The sequence below is a fragment of the Kitasatospora sp. NPDC087314 genome (assembly GCF_044744365.1).
GTDB lineage: Bacteria > Actinomycetota > Actinomycetes > Streptomycetales > Streptomycetaceae > Kitasatospora.
Map to the genome: position 1 here is coordinate 187751 of NZ_JBIUYE010000007.1, position 17667 is coordinate 205417.

At 72.9% G+C, this 17667-nt stretch carries 11 protein-coding genes; 5 read left to right on the forward strand and 6 right to left on the reverse strand.

Annotation, left to right across the window (positions count from 1 at the left end; translation table 11 throughout):
- Positions 1–114 precede the first annotated feature (114 nt).
- Complete coding sequence (locus ACIO5E_RS17295) at positions 115–1668, reverse strand: MDR family MFS transporter (protein ID WP_400668242.1); 1554 nt, start codon at positions 1666–1668, stop codon at positions 115–117.
- Positions 1669–1871: 203 nt separating this feature from the next.
- On the reverse strand, positions 1872–2321 hold the full coding sequence (locus ACIO5E_RS17300) for a MarR family winged helix-turn-helix transcriptional regulator (protein ID WP_400668244.1): 450 nt from the start codon (positions 2319–2321) through the stop codon (positions 1872–1874).
- A gap of 112 nt (positions 2322–2433) precedes the next feature.
- Here ACIO5E_RS17300 and ACIO5E_RS17305 point away from each other — a divergent pair, with 112 nt between their 5' ends.
- On the forward strand, positions 2434–3471 hold the full coding sequence (locus ACIO5E_RS17305; RefSeq protein ID WP_400668246.1) for an ABC transporter permease: 1038 nt from the start codon (positions 2434–2436) through the stop codon (positions 3469–3471).
- Positions 3472–3520: 49 nt separating this feature from the next.
- Here the strand turns inward: ACIO5E_RS17305 and ACIO5E_RS17310 are convergent, their stop codons facing one another.
- The 4 genes from ACIO5E_RS17310 to ACIO5E_RS17325 form a co-directional block, all read right to left on the reverse strand.
- Entirely contained in the window at positions 3521–4744 is a 1224-nt protein-coding gene (locus ACIO5E_RS17310) for an ROK family protein (protein ID WP_400668248.1), read from the reverse strand.
- A 38-nt stretch (positions 4745–4782) separates the two neighbouring features.
- Complete coding sequence (locus ACIO5E_RS17315; RefSeq protein WP_400668250.1) at positions 4783–5361, reverse strand: GtrA family protein; 579 nt, start codon at positions 5359–5361, stop codon at positions 4783–4785.
- A 148-nt stretch (positions 5362–5509) separates the two neighbouring features.
- The gene (gene lon / locus ACIO5E_RS17320; protein ID WP_400668252.1) at positions 5510–7906 is read right to left on the reverse strand and encodes an endopeptidase La; all 2397 of its coding nucleotides are present in this window, start codon (positions 7904–7906) and stop codon (positions 5510–5512) included.
- Between the two features lie 146 nt (positions 7907–8052).
- Positions 8053–8838 (reverse strand): rhomboid-like protein, encoded by a 786-nt coding sequence (locus ACIO5E_RS17325; RefSeq protein ID WP_400668254.1) that lies wholly within the window; start codon positions 8836–8838, stop codon positions 8053–8055.
- A gap of 562 nt (positions 8839–9400) precedes the next feature.
- Between ACIO5E_RS17325 and ACIO5E_RS17330 the strand changes: the two genes are divergently transcribed.
- The 4 genes from ACIO5E_RS17330 to ACIO5E_RS17345 all read left to right on the forward strand — a co-directional run bounded on the left by ACIO5E_RS17330 (position 9401) and on the right by ACIO5E_RS17345 (position 17631).
- Entirely contained in the window at positions 9401–10138 is a 738-nt protein-coding gene (locus ACIO5E_RS17330; protein WP_280676118.1) for a response regulator transcription factor, read from the forward strand.
- A 93-nt stretch (positions 10139–10231) separates the two neighbouring features.
- Entirely contained in the window at positions 10232–11362 is a 1131-nt protein-coding gene (locus ACIO5E_RS17335) for a sensor histidine kinase (protein WP_400668256.1), read from the forward strand.
- A gap of 336 nt (positions 11363–11698) precedes the next feature.
- Positions 11699–15448: a multifunctional oxoglutarate decarboxylase/oxoglutarate dehydrogenase thiamine pyrophosphate-binding subunit/dihydrolipoyllysine-residue succinyltransferase subunit gene (locus tag ACIO5E_RS17340; RefSeq protein ID WP_400668258.1), complete on the forward strand. Its 3750-nt coding sequence runs from the start codon at positions 11699–11701 to the stop codon at positions 15446–15448.
- A gap of 257 nt (positions 15449–15705) precedes the next feature.
- The gene (locus ACIO5E_RS17345) at positions 15706–17631 is read left to right on the forward strand and encodes a protein kinase (RefSeq protein WP_400668263.1); all 1926 of its coding nucleotides are present in this window, start codon (positions 15706–15708) and stop codon (positions 17629–17631) included.
- Positions 17632–17667: the final 36 nt, after the last annotated feature.

Here is a 17667-nt window from a genome sequence, read left to right on the forward strand (position 1 = left end):
GGGGGGGGGCGTCGCGGGGGGGGGGGGGGGGGGGGGGGCCCCGCGCGGGGGGGGGGGGGGGGGGGGGGTGGGCCCCCCCCCCCCCCCGCCCCCCCCGCGCGTCCCCGCCGGCGGTCAGCCCTGCTGACTGGTCTTCAGCGCGGTCTCCCGGATGAACAGCACCGTGATGAAGGCCAGCAGCGCGAACGGCGCCGCGAAGAGGAACACCATGCCGACGCCGTGCCCGAACGCGTCCGTCACCAGCGGGACGATCGGGGCCGGCAGCTTGTGCAGGTCCGGGATGCCCCCGCCGCCGACCGCGCCTCCGGCCGGGATGTGCGCGGCGGCGAGGTTCTCCGTCAGGTAGTGGGTCACCTTGTTGTTCATCAGCGCGCCGAGCGCGGAGACGCCCATCGCGCCGCCCATGGTGCGGAAGAAGGTGACCACCGAGCTGGCCGCGCCGAGTTCGTGCCGCGGCACGGTGTTCTGCACCGCCAGGACGAGGTTCTGCATGGTCAGGCCGAGGCCGATGCCGGTGATCGCCATGTAGACGGACAGCAGCGTGTAGTCGGTGTCGGCGCGCACGGTGCCGAGCAGGCCGAAACCGATGGCGAGCAGCGCCGTGCCGGAGACCAGGTAGGCCTTCCACCTGCCGTACTTGGTGATCAGTCGGCCGGCCACGGTGGAGGAGAGCGCCAGGCCGAGGATCATCGGCAGGGTCATCAGTCCGGCCGTGGTCGGGGACTTGTCGCGGGCCAGCTGGAAGTACTGGCTGAGGAAGGTGGTCGCGCCGTACATCCCGACGCCGACCAGCACGCTGGCGAGCGCGGCCAGGCTGACGGTGCGGTACTTGAAGAGGTCCGGCGGGATGATCGGCTCGGCGGCGCGGCGCTCGATCACCACGGCGAGCGCGCCCAGCAGCAGGCCGCCGCCGACCATCGCGGCGGTCTGCCAGGACAGCCAGTCGTAGTTCTTGCCGGCCAGCGTGATCCAGATCATCAGCAGGCTGACGGCGCCGGTGATGACCAGCGCGCCCAGGTAGTCGATCTTCGCCTTGCGCTTGACCACCGGCAGCTTGAGGGTGCGCTGGATCACCAGGATCGCGGCGATCGCGAACGGGATGCCGACGTAGAAGCACCAGCGCCAGCCCAGCCAGGAGGTGTCCACGATGACGCCGCCGATCAGCGGGCCGCCGATGGTGGCCAGCGCGAAGACCGCGCCGAAGTAGCCGCTGTACCGGCCGCGCTCGCGCGGCGGGACCATCGCGGCCAGGCAGATCTGGCCCAGTGCGACGACGCCGCCGGCGCCGATGCCCTGGAGGGCCCGGCAGGCGATCAGCTGACCGGTGTTCTGGGAGAGGCCGGCCAGCGCCGAGGTGGCGATGTAGATCACCAGGGCTATCTGCAGCAGCAGCTTCTTGCTGGCGAGGTCGGAGAGCTTGCCCCAGATCGGGGTGGAGGCGGTCAGGGTGAGCAGGGCGGCGGTGATCACCCAGGTGTAGGCGGACTGGCCGCCGTGCAGGTCGGTGAGGATGTGCGGCAGGGCGTTGGACACGACGGTCGACGAGAGCACGGCCACGAAGAGGCCGAGCAGCAGGCCGGACAGCGCCTCCATCACCTGCCGGTGGGTCATCGGTCGGTCGTCGACGGCGGCGGCTGTGCCGGTCGCGGCCTCGGTGGTCACGGTCATCTGGGTCCTTCGGCGAGGCGTGCGGGGTACGCGGGCGGGGTACGCGGGCGGCGGCGCGGACGCTGTCCGCGCGCGGCGAAAATTCGTTGCCTTAAGCAACCATAAGACCAATGGTTGACTTAGGCAACTTTCTTCAAGGCCACGTAAAGCCCGGCCGGATCCCGCACCGCACGGGCCCGCCGGGCTCACCCCGTCGCCGCAGGTCACTCCACCGGAGGCTCCCCGATCACGTCGTTGAAGCGGTGCAGTAGGTCCGCGAAGCGGTCGACGTCCTCCCGGGACCAGTTGCCCAGCAGCTCGCGCACCCGCCGCATCCGGGCGTCCCGGGCCGCCAGGTAGCGCCGCCGCCCGTCCTCGGTCAGCGAGACCAGCGCGGCCCGGCCGTCCTGCGGGTCCGCCTCCCTGGCCACCAGACCCAGCTCCTCCAGCGCCCGGATCTGCCGGCTCACCGTCGCCTTGCCGACCGCGAAGTGCACGCCGACGTCCGTCACCCGCACCGGCCCGGCCTGCTCGACGTAGCCGAGCAGGCTGTACGCCATCCCCTCCAGCTCGGGGTGCACCCGGCGTGAGAGCTCCGCCACTCGGGCCCGGCCCCGCCGGAACATCAGCGCGACCTCGCGCTCCACCGCCAGCAGGGCTTTCTCGTCACTCACCGCGCCAGTATCCCGCAGTCGCCCGGGCCCGGACCCGGCGCGCGAGGTGAGACAAGACAACTAGTTCATGGTATGAAGTATCCGTTTTCCCCCTATACACAAGGAGATGTGGATGGCCGCCCCGGGGCAGGGTTTCATCGCCGAACTCAAGGGAGCGGTCACGCCGCGCGCGGCGCTGTTGGTGGTCGCCGTACTGCTGCTCCAACTCGGCTTCATCACCTCGTACGTCGGGGCGCTGCACCACCCGACCCCGCACAACCTGTCGATCGCGGTGGTCGCCCCGCCGCAGGTCGCCCCCAAGCTGGTCCAGGCGCTGGACTCGGCGCCGAACGACGCCGTCAAGGCCGTCACCGCGCCGGACGCCGAGAGCGCCACCCAGCAGATCAAGGACCAGAAGATCTACGCCGCGCTGGTCGTGAACCCGGCCGGCAACCAGGACACCCTGCTGGTCGGCGGCGCCCGCGGCCCGTCCGCCGCCAAGGCCGCCGAGACCATCACCACCGCGGTGGAGCAGGCCCAGGGCCGCACGGTCAAGGTCGAGGACGTCGTGCCGCTCGCCAAGGGCGACACCAACGGCCTCTCCGCCTTCTACCTGGTGATCGGCTGGTGCGTCGGCGGCTACCTGGTCGCCTCGATCCTCGGCATCAGCGCCGGCTCCAAGCCCGCCAACGCCCACCGCGCGGTGATCCGGCTCGGCGTGCTGGCCCTGTACTCGATCGCGGCCGGCATCGGCGGCACGGTGATCGCCGGGCCGGTCCTGGACGCGCTGCCCGGCTCGATCCTGGGCCTGTCCGCGGTCGGCGCCCTGGTGGTGTTCACGGTCGGCGCGTTCACCATGGCCCTGCAGTGCCTGTTCGACATCGTCGGCATCGGCATCGCGGTGCTGATCTTCGTGGTGCTGGGCAACCCGAGCGCGGGCGGGGTCTACCCGCCGCCGATGATGCCGGCCTTCTGGCGGGCGATCGGCTCCGTGATCCCGAACGGCGCCGGCACCAGCGCCGCCCGGTCGATCGCCTACTTCGGCTCCACCAACCTGGCGATGCCGATCGTGGTACTGGTGGTCTGGGCGGTGGCCGGCGTCGCCGTCACCTTCCTGGCCGTCCTGCGCGGACCCCGCTCCGGCGGCCGCGAGCTGGTCAAGGAGGCCTGAGCCTCCCGGTACGGACGACCGCGCCCCGGCCCTCGGCCGGGGCGCGGTCTCAGCCGCCGGCCAGCCGGCCCGGGTCGGCGACGACGGCGCGCACCACGCCCACCGCGGCACCCAGCAGCGGTCCGCGCCGGCCGAGCCGGGACACCGTCAGCCGCTCGTCCGACCAGGGCCGTACCGTCACCCGGGCGGCCAGCTCGGCCCGCATCGCCGGCAGCAGCCAGGGCGCCAGCCGCGCGTATCCGCCGCCCAGCACCACCTCGGCCGGGTCCAGCAGGTTGACCGCCCCGGCGGCCGCGGTGCCCAGCGCCGATCCGGCCCCGGCCAAGGCCGCCCGCGCCGGCTCGTCCCCGGCCTCGGCGCGCTCGGCGAGCAGCGTCACCCAGTCGCCCCGCACGTTCGCCGACCCGGCCGCCCGCAGCACCGCCTCCCCCGCGTACTGCTCCAGGCAGCCGTGCGCGCCGCAGGCGCAGCGGGGCCCGTCCGGGTGAACCGGCACATGGCCGAACTCCCCCGCGTAGCCGCGCGACCCGCGCAACAGCCGCCCGCCGACGACGATCGCCGCGCCGACACCGGCCTCCGCCGAGACGTACAGGAAGTCCTCCGGCCCGTCGTCCAGCCACCGCTCGGCCAGGCCGCCCAGGTTGGCCTCGTTGTCCGCCTCCACCGGCAGCTCGGCCAGGTCGGCCGCGCCGGCCGCGCGCAGGGCCGGGCGCAGTTCGGCCGCCAGCGGGACGTCCTGCCAGCCCAGGTTGGCCGCCCGCTGGAGCACTCCGCCGGAGGTGCCGACCAGTCCGGGGACGGCCAGGGTCAGCCCGGCCGGGCGCAGGCCCGACTCGGCGACGGCCGAGCGCAGCAGTTCGGCGAGGTCGGCCATGACGGCGGCGGGCTGCCGGCCCCGGTTGCTGACCTCCCGGCGGCGCCAGGCCCGGACCTCACCGCGCAGGTCGACCACGCAGGCGCCGAGGTGCTCCACGCCGATCTCGGCGCCGAGGCCGCCGGGCCCGAGCGGGTTGAGCCCGAGCGCGGTGCCGGGGCGGCCGACCTTGCCGCTGGGCGCGGCCGGGCCCTCCTCGACGACCAGGGCGTCGGCGATCAGCTGCTCGGCGAGCGAGGAGACGGCGGCCCTGGTCAGCCCGGTCTCGGCGGCCACCTCGGCCCGCGAGCGCGGGGCCCGCGCGATCACCCCGAGCACCAGGGCCAGGTTGGCCCGGCGCATCCCCTGCTGGCTGGCGGGCCCGCGCCGGAGGCCGTCCGGCTCACGCATCACGTTCATGCGCCCACCTCGCTTCGCTCGCGCCGCTCGCTCACGCCCTAAGGCATGTCCGGTGGCATCTCGGGTGCAGCGTAACCGGGTTCCGGGGACGGCGTCCTCACCAGGGCGGACGCGGCGGACAGTACGGTGCGGGGGAGCTCGGCGGGGCAGGTGAAGACCCAGCGCTGCATCGCCCAGAAACGGAACAGCATGGCGACGAAGGTGCCGACGACCATCCCGCTGAGGAAGTCCGCGGCCTCCTGGGCGAACGGGCCGACGTACGGCTCGCGCAGGTCCAGGACGTAGCGGGAGACCACCAGCGGCAGGTCGTTCACCGCGATCGCCACCACGCTGACCAGGGAGAACAGCAGCGCCTCCCGGTGGCGGCCGGCGGCCCGGAAGGACCACCGCCGGTTCAGCACGTAGGAGACCCCCGTCCCGATCACGGTGGCGACGGTCAGCGCGACCACCGGCTTGTGCTCCAGCACGGTGAACTTCAGCTCGAAGTCGATCACCAGGGTGAGGGTGAAGCAGAGGCCGCCGACCAGCAGGAACTTCACCAGCCTGCGGTGCCGGAGCAGGAACGGGCGCAGCCGGGCCGGCACCCGGGCCAGGGCGCGCTGCGTGGGGGACGGCATCTTCGCAGTCTCGCACGGGTGCCGCCGTCCCTCCCGTCACCGTCACTGCGCGGGTGAATCCGCCCGTTCGTTCGAGGAGGGGCCGTGGAGCGCACGGGCGGGGGCCCTCCCGGCGGCCGATCCGCCGGGAGGGCCCCGTGAGCGCCCGTCAGGCCGCCGCGACCAGGACCTCGGCCGGCTCCAGGGCCAGCGTCAGCACCTCGCGCACGTCCGCCACCGGGTGGACGGTGAGCCGCTCCAGCACCTCGGCCGGGACGTCGTCCAGGTCGGCCTCGTTGCGCTTGGGGATGATCACCGTGGTGACACCGGCCCGGTCGGCGGCGAGCAGCTTCTGCTTCACCCCGCCGATCGGCAGCACCCGCCCGGTCAACGACACCTCGCCCGTCATCGCCACGTCGGTGCGCACCCGGCGGCCGGACAGCAGCGAGGCCAGCGCCGTGGTCATGGTGATGCCGGCGCTCGGCCCGTCCTTGGGGACGGCCCCGGCCGGGACGTGCAGGTGCACGCCGCGGTCACGCAGCGAGGTGACCGGCAGCTCCAGTTCGGCGCCGCGCGAACGCAGGTAGGAGAGCGCGATGTGCGCGGACTCCTTCATCACGTCGCCCAGCTGCCCGGTGAGGGTCAGTCCGGTGCCGCCGGTCTCCGCGTCGGCGAGCGAGGCCTCGATGTAGAGGACGTCGCCGCCGGCGCCGGTGACCGCGAGGCCGGTGGCCACGCCCGGGACGGCGGTGCGCCGCTCGGCCGGCTCCTGGGCGGCCTCCGGCACGTGGTGGGGCCGCCCGATCAGGGCGCGCAGGTCGTCCGGGCCGATCGCGACGGGCAGTTCGCGCTCGCCGAGCTCGGCCTGGGCGGCGATCCTGCGCAGCACCCGGGCGATCGAGCGCTCCAGGTTCCGCACTCCGGCCTCCCGGGTGTACTCCCCGGCCAGCCGGCGCAGCGCCGCCTCGTCGACGCTGACCTGCTCGCCGCCCAGCCCGGCCTTCTCCCGCTGGCGCGGGAGGAGGTGGTCGCGGGCGATGACGACCTTCTCGTCCTCGGTGTAGCCGTCGAGGCGGACCAGCTCCATCCGGTCGAGCAGCGGCTCGGGGATGGCCTCCAGCACGTTGGCGGTGGCGAGGAAGACGACGTCGGAGAGGTCGAGCTCGACCTCCAGATAGTGGTCCCGGAAGGTGTGGTTCTGCGCCGGGTCCAGCACCTCCAGCAGTGCGGCGGCCGGGTCTCCCCGGTAGTCCGAACCGACCTTGTCGATCTCGTCGAGCAGGACGACCGGGTTCATCGAGCCGGCCTCCTTGATCGCCCGCACCAGCCGGCCGGGCTGCGCGCCGACGTAGGTGCGCCGGTGGCCGCGGATCTCGGCCTCGTCCCGCACCCCGCCGAGCGCGACCCGGACGAAGCTGCGGCCCATGGCGCGGGCCACCGACTCACCGAGCGAGGTCTTGCCGACGCCGGGCGGGCCGACCAGTGCCAGCACCGCTCCCCCGCGGCGCCCGCCGACCAGCCCGAGCCCCTGGTCGGCCCGGCGCTTGCGCACCGCGAGGTACTCGACGATGCGGTCCTTCACGTCCGCCAGGCCCGCGTGGTCGGCGTCCAGCACCGCGCGGGCGCCGGCGATGTCGTACGCGTCCTCGGTGCGCTCGTTCCAGGGCAGCTCCAGGACGGTGTCCAGCCAGGTGCGGATCCAGGAGCCCTCGGGCGACTGGTCGGAGGACCGCTCCAGCTTGTCGACCTCCTTGAGCGCCGCCTCCCGGACCTTCTCGGGCAGCTCCGCGGCCTCGACCCGGGCGCGGTAGTCGCCCTCCTCGTCGGCCGGGTCGCCGTTCAGCTCGGCCAGCTCCTTGCGGACGGCCTCCAGCTGGCGGCGGAGCAGGAACTCCTTCTGCTGCTTGGCCACCCCCTCCTCGACGTCCTTGCGGATGGTGTCGTTGACCTCCTCCTCGGCGAGGTGGTCGCGCAGCAGGGTCAGCGCGTACTCCAGGCGGGCGACCTGGTCGGCCTCCAGCAGCACCTTGAGCTTCTGCTCGGCGGTGACGAAGGCCGCGTAGCCGATGTTGTCGGCGAGCTCGCCGACGCCCTCGATCTGGGCCACCCGGTCGACGATCTGCCAGGCGCCGCGCCGGCGCAGCCACTGGGTGGACAGCGCCTTGTACTCCTTGACCAGCTCGGCGGCCCGGCCGGCCACCGGGGTGCCCACCGAGGACTCCCGGAACGGCGTGGTCTCCACCCACAGGGCGGCACCGGGGCCGGTGGTGCCGACCCCGATCCGGACCCGGCGCACGGCGCGCACCAGCGCCGCCGGCTCCCCGTCGGCCAGCCGGCCGACCTGCTCGACGGTGGCCAGGGTGCCGACCGCCGCGTACGAGCCGTCCACCCGCGGGACCAGCAGGACCTGCGGCTTGCCGGCGCCGGTGGCCGCCGCGCGGGCTGCCTCGACCGCGGCCCGCACCTCGGTGTCCTTCAGGTCCAGCGGAACGACCATGCCCGGCAGGACGACCTCGTCGTCGAGCGGCAGCACGGGCAGGGTGAGCGGTGTGGACGTCGATGCCATGATCTCTCCCCAGTCAGTGAAGTTGAGTCGACCTGACTAAGGCCTGGCGCCCGCCGGATGTTCCCGCGGACTTGTTCGCCGTGAGCGAACGGGAGGGAGTGGCGGGCCGCGCCGTCAAAAGCGTCCGGGGAAAGCACCCGAAGGGGTCAGCGCGCGTCCAGGACCGGGGCGCCACCCGGTGCGGGCGCGGAGCCCGCGGCCTCCGCCCCGGTACGACGCGGCCGCGGCCGACGCGCCTGGGCCCGGCGCAACCAGCGCCACAGCACCACCCCGGCGAGCACCGCGGTCGGATGCCCGACGGCGGTGACCACGTCCCGGTCGGTGAGGATCTGCTCGGCGATCAGCAGCCCGGCGCCGCCGAGCGCCACCAGTCGGCCGCGCCAGGGGAGCAGTCCGGCCACCGCGCCCAGGCAGGCGAGCACGCCGTAGCTGACGCCGATGTCCAGGTAGTCCAGCGCCCGGGTCTCCAGCCGTCCGGTCTCCACCGCGACGATCACCACGCCCTGGGACAGCAGGGTGGCCGTGACGTGCCCGATCGCGAAGACCGCCGCCGCCCGGGCCGAGCCGATCCGGCGCTCCAGCGGCGCGAGGGTGACGGCGAATCCCCACAGGTACGGCATCCACACCTCGCCGGCCACCCAGAAACCGCTGAGCAGCAGCGCGCGCAGCGGATGCTGCAAGAGGTTGTGACCGTCGGAACTGGAGGCCTCCTGCAGCCGCTGCACGAGTTCCGGATCGGCGAGTTTGGCAAAGGTCGTGGTGGCGCCCACCACCGCGAGGTAGCCGAGGGTGAAGGGGTTGCGCCGGGGGGTCGGCACCCGTGCCAGCAGCCATTCGACGACGCCGGTGCGCAGGCCGTGCCGCAGCATCCCGTACGGCGGGCCCGCCGACGGCGCCCCGACGTGTCCGGCGCCTCGCCGCACCCCAGCCATGCCGCCTCCGCTCCACGCCCGCAGCCACCGGCCCCTCACCCAGGTGCCCAACGTACCGGCGCGCGCCGCGGATCCCACCCGGCGGGGCGTTGTCGTGACCACGTTACGTCGAGGTTCTGAGAGGCACCTGAGAAAAGCCGGTGAAGACCATCGGGAAACCGGTCGGCCGGATTCCCGTTATTGGTCCAGACCTTCTTCCGACCAACCCGCCGGCAGGGGCTCTGACCGGCGACTTGGTGCCAACTCGACTGCATACGTACCGTTACGCAGAGAAAAATCGCCGGGTAAGGTATCGGCCCGTGCCCACTCGTGCAGTGGGTCCGCGGGCGGCCCGACGGCCGGCCCACGGGCCGGAAACGTCCGGTCCACCTGCCGGGAAGCATCCACTGTCCGTACGCTGCGAAGTGCGCGGGAGAAGTGGGCGGCCGACAATCCGCCCACCGACCCGGGCGCGCGACGGGACGGCGGACCCGGCACAGTCCACGACGGAACAAGACTACGAGCGGAGCCCCGCCATCCCCACAGGTGGCCGGCCCGCAGCCCTGGGGGCGGTGGCGTGACCGTGACAGAACTTCAGCAGGACAACAACAACAGCGGCGGCACGGTGAGCAGCCAGCGCAGAGTGCTGGTGGTGGAGGACGAACCGACGATCGCGGAGTCGATCGCGGCCCGGTTGGGCGCGGAGGGCTTCAAGGTCGCCGTGGCCCACGACGGGCCGGGCGCGGTCGACGGCTTCCACACCTGGCAGCCGGACCTGGTGGTCCTCGACATCATGCTGCCCGGCTTCGACGGCCTTGAGGTGTGCCGCCGGATCCAGGCCCAGCGCCCGGTGCCGGTGCTGATGCTGACCGCGCGCGACGACGAGACGGACCTGCTGGTCGGCCTCGGCGTGGGCGCGGACGACTACATGACCAAACCGTTCTCGATGCGCGAACTGGCCGCCCGGGTCAACGTGCTGCTGCGCCGCGTCGAGCGCGCCCAGCAGGCGGCCCGTACGCCCGCGCTCGGCTCGCTGCGCTTCGGCGAGCTGGAGATCGACCACGTGCAGCGCCGGGTCCGGCTCGCCTCGGGCGACGTCCACCTGACGCCCACCGAGTTCGACCTGCTCGCCTGCCTGGCCGCCCAACCGCGCGCCGTGCTGACCCGCGAGCAGCTGCTGGCCGAGGTCTGGGACTGGACGGACGCGTCCGGCACCCGCACCGTGGACAGCCACGTCAAGGCGCTGCGCCGCAAGATCGGGGCGAGCTGGATCCGTACCGTCCACGGTGTCGGGTACGCGCTGGAGGCCCCGCTCTCGTAGCGCGCGCCTCGGGCGACGGGCCTCCGGGGGGCCCGTGTCCCGAACCGCCGCGCACACCACGCGAGGGACGTACGCGGGGATCACAGGGGACCAATGACCTTTCCACAGCAACGCAACGGGGACACCGGCAGGACGCGGTCGCAGACGCTGGCCGCCCGCGCCGCCCGCCGGGTCTGGGCCGACATCCGGCCGCTCGACCCGGTCCGCTCGATCAAGGGCAAACTCGCCCTGCTGGTGATCGTCTCCGTCTTCCTGGCCACCGGCATGGTGGTCGTGGCGATCCGGTCCGAGACCCAGATCCGGATCATCATGGTCTTCTCCATGATCGCCTCGCTGCTCTTCATGCAGTTCCTCGCACACGGGCTGACCGCCCCGCTGCGCGAGATGACGGCCGCCGCCCGCGCGATGGCCTCCGGCGACTACAGCCGCCGGGTCGAGGTGAACTCGCGCGACGAGATCGGCGAGCTGGCGGCCGCCTTCAACCAGATGGCCGCCGACCTGGGAGCCGCCGACCGGCACCGCCGCGAGCTGGTCGCCAACGTCTCGCACGAGCTGCGCACACCCATCGCCGCACTGCGCGCCGTCCTGGAGAACGTGGTGGACGGCGTCGTCCAGCCCAACCCGGCGACCCTGGGGGCCGCGCTGGAGCAGACCGAGCGGCTCGGCCGCCTGGTCACCCACCTGTTGGACCTCTCCAAGATCGACGACGGCGTGGTCGACCTGGACGCCCGCCCCTTCGAGGTGCGCGAGTTCCTGGACGGCGTGCTGCGCGGGGTCACCGTGGACGGCGCGACGGCCGGCGGGGCGTTCTCCCGGCGCGGCGACGTCCGGCTGGCCCTGGAGGTCAGCCCGACCGGCCTGACCGGGGTGGCGGATCCTGAACGGCTCCACCAGGTGGTCGCCAACCTGGTCGACAACGCCTGCAAGCACTCCCCGCCCGGCGGCACCGTGACGGTCCGCGCCCGGCCCGACGGCGGGCCCGGCGGCCTGCTGCTGGAGGTCGAGGACGAGGGTCCGGGCATCCCGCCGGCGGACCGCGGCCGGGTGTTCGAGCGGTTCAGCCGCAGCGGCACCGCGACCGCCCAGGGGCCCGGCTCGGACGGCGGCACCGGCCTCGGCCTGGCCATCGCCCGCTGGGCGGTGGACCTGCACGGCGGCCGGATCGCGGTCGCCGAGTCGCCCCGCGGCTGCCGGATCGAGGTCCGGTTGCCGGGGCAGCGCTGAGCCGTGGACGGCCGGGCCGGCCCCTCCCCTGGTCGGATCGTCCAACCGTATGCGGGGAGGGCTGTGTCACAGAACCGACACAGGCGTATACGAAGATCATTCGACGATCCGGCCGGGTCTTTGTCCGTTTTCATCCCGATTTGTCACGCGATCGGGCGCGATCGGTTCCCCTCAGATACGGCTTTCTAACGTACGTTTTCAGCCAATCTGCAGGTCAGGACTGTGATCTGGGCGACGCCGGACCCCCGGGGACTGCGCGATCACTGGTCAGGGGCGTAGCCTTAATCCCCGCTGTCCAAACATCCCAAAAGGAAGCGGAAGAGGGCGGTTGCCGCCGTGTCGCCACAGTCCCCTGAAACCCCCAATAGCTCGGCAAGCTCCACTGGCTTCGGCCCCAATGAGTGGCTCGTCGATGAGATCTACCAGCAGTACCTCCAGGACCCGAACTCGGTCGACCGAGCCTGGTGGGACTTTTTCGCCGACTACAAGCCCGGTACCGAGGTGACTCCAGTGACCCAGGCCGCGACCCAGGCCGGCCCCACGCCGACCCCTGCCGCTGCCCCCGCGCCCGCCGCTGCTGCTCCGGCCGCGCCCGCCCCCGCCGCACCGGCCGCTCCGGCCGCTCCGGCGCCGGCCCCCGCGCCGCTCGCCGCAGCTCCCGCCGCGCCCCCGGCCCCCCAGGCCGCCGCCCCGGCCGCCGCTGAAGCTCCGGCCGCGACCGCCGGCCCCGAGCTGGTCCAGCTGCGCGGCCCGGCGAAGGCCGTCGCCACCAATATGGACGCCTCGCTGGAGGTGCCGACCGCGACCTCGGTCCGCGCGGTGCCCGCGAAGCTGTTGATCGACAACCGCATCGTCATCAACAACCACCTGCAGCGCGCCCGCGGCGGCAAGGTCTCCTTCACCCACCTGATCGGCTACGCCCTGGTCCAGGCCATCAAGGCCTCCCCGGGGATGAACTACAGCTACAAGGTGGAGGGCGGCAAGGCCTTCCTGGTCAAGCCCGAGCACGTCAACCTCGGCCTGGCCATCGACCTGGTCAAGCCGAACGGCGACCGCCAGCTCGTCGTCGCGGCCATCAAGAAGGCCGAGACGCTCGACTTCTTCGGCTTCTGGCAGGCCTACGAGGACATCGTCCGCCGGGCCCGCGCCAACAAGCTGACCATGGACGACTTCACCGGCGTCACGGTCTCGCTGACCAACCCCGGCGGCATCGGCACCGTGCACTCCGTGCCGCGCCTGATGCAGAACCAGGGCACCATCGTCGGCGTCGGCGCCATGGAGTACCCGGCCGAGTTCCAGGGCTCCGCCCCGGAGACCCTGTCCCGCCTGGGCGTCTCCAAGATCATGACGCTGACCTCGACCTACGACCACCGCGTCATCCAGGGCGCGGCGTCCGGCGAGTTCCTGCGCGAGATCCACCGTCTGCTGCTCGGCGAGAGCGGTTTCTACGACGAGATCTTCGAGTCGCTGCGGATCCCGTACGAGCCGGTCCGCTGGGCCACCGACGTCGCCACCACCCACGACGACGAGGTCAACAAGACCGCCCGCGTCATGGAGCTCATCCACGCGTACCGCGTGCGCGGCCACCTGATGGCCGACACCGACCCGCTGGAGTACAAGCAGCGCAAGCACCCCGACCTGGACGTCACCACCCACGGCCTCACCCTGTGGGACCTGGAGCGCGAGTTCGCGGTCGGCGGCTTCGGCGGCCAGAAGATGATGAAGCTCCGCGACATCCTCGGCCTGCTGCGCAACACCTACTGCCGCACCGTCGGCGTCGAGTACATGCACATCCAGGACCCGAAGCAGCGCAAGTGGCTGCAGGAGCGCCTGGAGAAGCCGTACTCCAAGCCGGAGCGCGAGGAGCAGCTGCGCATCCTGCGCCGGCTGAACTCGGCCGAGGCCTTCGAGACCTTCCTGCAGACCAAGTACGTCGGGCAGAAGCGCTTCTCGCTGGAGGGCGGCGAGTCGCTCATCCCGCTGCTGGACGCCACCATCGACGCCGCCGCCGAGCACCGCCTCGACGAGGCCGTGATCGGCATGGCCCACCGCGGCCGCCTCAACGTGCTGGCCAACATCGTCGGCAAGCCGTACGGCAAGATCTTCGGCGAGTTCGAGGGCAACCTCGACCCGAAGTCGATGCACGGCTCCGGCGACGTCAAGTACCACCTCGGTTCCGAGGGCACCTTCACCGGCCTGGACGGCGAGACCATCAAGGTCTCGCTCGCCGCGAACCCCTCCCACCTGGAGACGGTCGACCCGGTCGTCGAGGGCATCGCCCGCGCCAAGCAGGACATCCTGGACCAGGGCGGCACCACCTTCCCGGTGCTGCCGATCCAGATCCACGGCGACGCGGCCTTCGCCGGCCAGGGCGTCGTCGCAGAGACCCTGAACATGTCGCAGCTGCGCGGCTACCGCACCGGCGGCACGATCCACCTGGTGGTCAACAACCAGGTCGGCTTCACCGCGGCCCCGGCGTCCTCGCGCTCCTCGATGTACTGCACCGACGTGGCCCGCATGATCGAGGCCCCGATCTTCCACGTGAACGGCGACGACCCGGAGGCCGTGGTCCGCGTCGCGCGGCTCGCCTTCGAGTTCCGTCAGGCGTTCCACAAGGACGTCGTGATCGACCTCATCTGCTACCGCCGCCGCGGTCACAACGAGGCCGACAACCCGTCGTTCACCCAGCCGCTGATGTACGACCTGATCGACAAGAAGCGCTCGGTGCGCAAGCTGTACACCGAGGGCCTGATCGGTCGCGGCGACATCACCATGGAAGAGGCGGAGCAGGCGCTCCAGGACTTCCAGGGCCAGCTGGAGAAGGTCTTCGCCGAGGTCCGCGACGCCGCCCAGACCCCGGCCGTGGCCCCCGCCGGCAAGCCGGTCGCCGACTTCCCGGTCAACATCCAGACCGGCATCTCCCAGGAGATGGTCAAGCGGATCGCCGCCTCCCAGGTCAACCTGCCGGACTGGCTGACCGTCCACCCGCGCCTGCTGCCGCAGCTGCAGCGCCGCGCCGCCTCGGTCGAGGACAACACCATCGACTGGGCGATGGGCGAGACCCTCGCCATCGGCTCGCTGCTCATGGAGGGCCACCCGGTCCGCCTGGCCGGCCAGGACAGCCGCCGCGGCACCTTCGGCCAGCGGCACGCCGTCCTGATCGACCGCAACACCGGCGAGGACTACACCCCGCTGCAGTACCTCACCGAGGACCAGGCCCGCTACACCGTCTACGACAGCCTGCTGTCGGAGTACGCGGCGATGGGCTTCGAGTACGGCTACTCGCTGACCCGCCCGAACTCGCTGGTCATGTGGGAGGCGCAGTTCGGCGACTTCGTCAACGGCGCGCAGACCGTGGTGGACGAGTACATCGCCTCCGCCGAGCAGAAGTGGGGCCAGCACTCGGGCGTCACCCTGCTGCTGCCGCACGGCTACGAGGGCCAGGGCCCGGACCACTCGTCCGCCCGCCCGGAGCGCTTCCTGCAGCTGTGCGCGCAGAACAACATGACGGTCGCCATGCCGACCCTGCCGTCGAACTACTTCCACCTGCTGCGCTGGCAGGCGCACAACCCGCACCACAAGCCGCTGGTCGTCTTCACCCCGAAGTCGATGCTGCGTCTCAAGGCCGCGGCGAGTGCGACCGAGGAGTTCCTGTCCGGCTCGTTCCGCCCGGTCATCGGCGACAACACCGTCGACCCGGCACAGGTGCGCAAGGTCGTCATCACCGCCGGCAAGTTCTACTACGACCTGGCGGCGGCCCGCACCGAGCGCGGCGTCACCGACACCGCGATCGTCCGGGTCGAGCGGCTCTACCCGCTGCCGGTGGCCGAGCTCCAGGAGGAGCTGGCCCGCTACGGCGAGAACGTCCAGTTCGTCTGGGCGCAGGAGGAGCCGGCCAACCAGGGCGCCTGGCCGTTCATCGCGATGAATCTGGTCGACCACCTGCAGGTCGTCATCGGCCGCAGCGCCAACGGCTCGCGGCTGCGCCGCGTCGCCCGCGGGGCGGCCTCGTCCCCGGCGGTCGGCTCGGCCAAGCGGCACGCCGCCGAGCAGCAGGCGCTGATCGAAGAGGTCTACTCGCTCTGAGGCCGTACGCCCCGAGGCGCTGAAGCACCGACGCCCGCGGCCCCCGCCCCTCCCACCCGGGAGGACGGGGGCCGCGGGCGTTCGCGCTTCGCGCCGCCACCGTGCCGAGGTCGCAGCTCCGCAACCAATCCGGCACCGCCGTGCACGCTCACCTGGCGGATCGATAGGTTATGCCTCGCCAGATCGCCGCCGGGCGCCCGTCATCGCGCCCCGGCCCTGGTCGGACGACCGCACCGCTCTCCCAGGGGGAACACCGCATGACCGCCGACACGCCACGGGACGCCGGCCCGCTCCCACCGGTCTTCCAGCCGCTGCACCCGGACGACCCCCGGGAGGTCGGCGGCTACCGGCTGTTCGCCCGGCTCGGCGCCGGCGGCATGGGCCGGGTCTACCTGTCGTACACGCCGGGCGGGCGCCCGGTCGCCCTCAAGGTGGTCCGCCCGGAGTTCGCCGAGGACGGCGAGTTCCGCCGCCGCTTCGCCCAGGAGGTCAGCAACGCCCAGCGGATCCACGGGCTCTACACCGCGCAGGTGATCGACTCCGGCGGTCTGGACTCGGACGCCCCCTGGCTGGTCACCGCGTACGTCCCGGGCCCGTCCCTGCAGCAGGTGGTGCGCGAGCACGGCGCGCTGCCGGTGCGCACCGTGCTGCTGCTGATCGGCGGCATCGCCGAGGCGCTGCAGGCGATCCACAGCGTCGAGGTGGTGCACCGCGACCTCAAGCCCGCCAACGTGCTGGTCGCCGGGGACGGCCCGCGGGTGATCGACTTCGGCATCGCCCGGGCCGCCGACGCCACCGCACTGACCGGCACCGGCTACCGGATCGGCTCCCCCGCCTTCATGTCCCCCGAGCAGGCCCAGGGCCGCCCGGTCACCCCGGCCACCGACGTCTTCGCGCTCGGCGCGCTGGCCGCGTACGTGGCCGGCGGCACCGCGCCGTTCGGCGACGGGCCGGACACCGCGGTGCTCTACCGGGTGGTGCACGAGGAGCCCGACCTGACGGCCGTCCCGGCGGACCTGCGCGAGCTGGTCGAGCGCTGCCTGGCGAAGTCCCCGGAGGACCGGCCCCTGCCCGCCGAGATCATCCGGATCGCCCGCAACCACCCGGAGGTCGGCGGCCAGCTGCGGTTCGGCGACGACTGGCTGCCGCGGCAGGTCAACACCGAGATCACCCGCCGCTCGAACCTCCCGCAGACTCCGCCCACCCCGCTGCCGGCCGCCCCCGCCGCTCCCCCGCCGCCGGCCGCCGCGCCGACCCACCCGGCCACCGCGCCCGCCCGGCCACCGCAGCCGCCGGCCGGGCCGCCGCCGGGCTTCGTACCGCCGCCGCTCGGCGCGTACGGCGCCCCGCAGCCGCCCACCGAGACGCCGACCGCGCCGGTGCTGTCCGCCCCGCCGACCGCGCGGCTCCACCCGGAGCCGCCGTCCTACGACACCCCGCCGCCCGGCCCGGTGGTCACCGGCACCCCGGAGCCCGAGCCGGAGCCCAGGCGCAAGGGCGGGGTCTCCTGGAAGGTGCTGCTCACCGTCGCCCTGGTGATGGCGATCGGCGGCACGGCGGGCGGCGTGGTGCTGATGAAGAAGCTGGACGACGGCAGGAAGAGCGACGCCGCCGCGACGACCTCGCAGCAGCCCACCGGGCAGCCCAAGCCGCCCGCGCCCGCCCCGACCGGCCCCAGCCCGAGCGCCACCGCCTCCGACACCCCGGTGACGGCCGCGCCCTCGAAGTCCGCCCAGAGCTCCGTCTCGGCCCCCGCCCGGCCGACCGGCTACACCCCGATGCTGGACAAGAAGTCGCTGGCCATCCCCGGCGCCGACTACTCCTCCGACGCCTACCGGATCGACCTGGACGCGGGCGCCGTGGTGCCGCACTCCAACGACCTGAAGTGGGGCCTGGGGGTGACCAACAACGCCAACGGCAGCAAGGCCAACTCCTTCGCCAGCACCGGGGACGACCGGTCGGACTTCGCGGTGATCACCGAGGCGTCCGTCACCGCCGAGCAGTGCGCCGCCGCGATCGACTCCCGGCCGGACACCGACCTCTCGTACAACCGGGTCGCGCCCGGCCGCCTGCTGTGCGTCCGCGACCGGGTCACCCGCAACGTCGCCGTCGCGGCGATCGAGGCGGCGGATCCGACCACCGGCGCCGCCAAGGTCACCGTCAGCACCTGGCGTGCCAGCTGACCGCCCCGACTATCCTGACCAGGTCAATCCCCACCG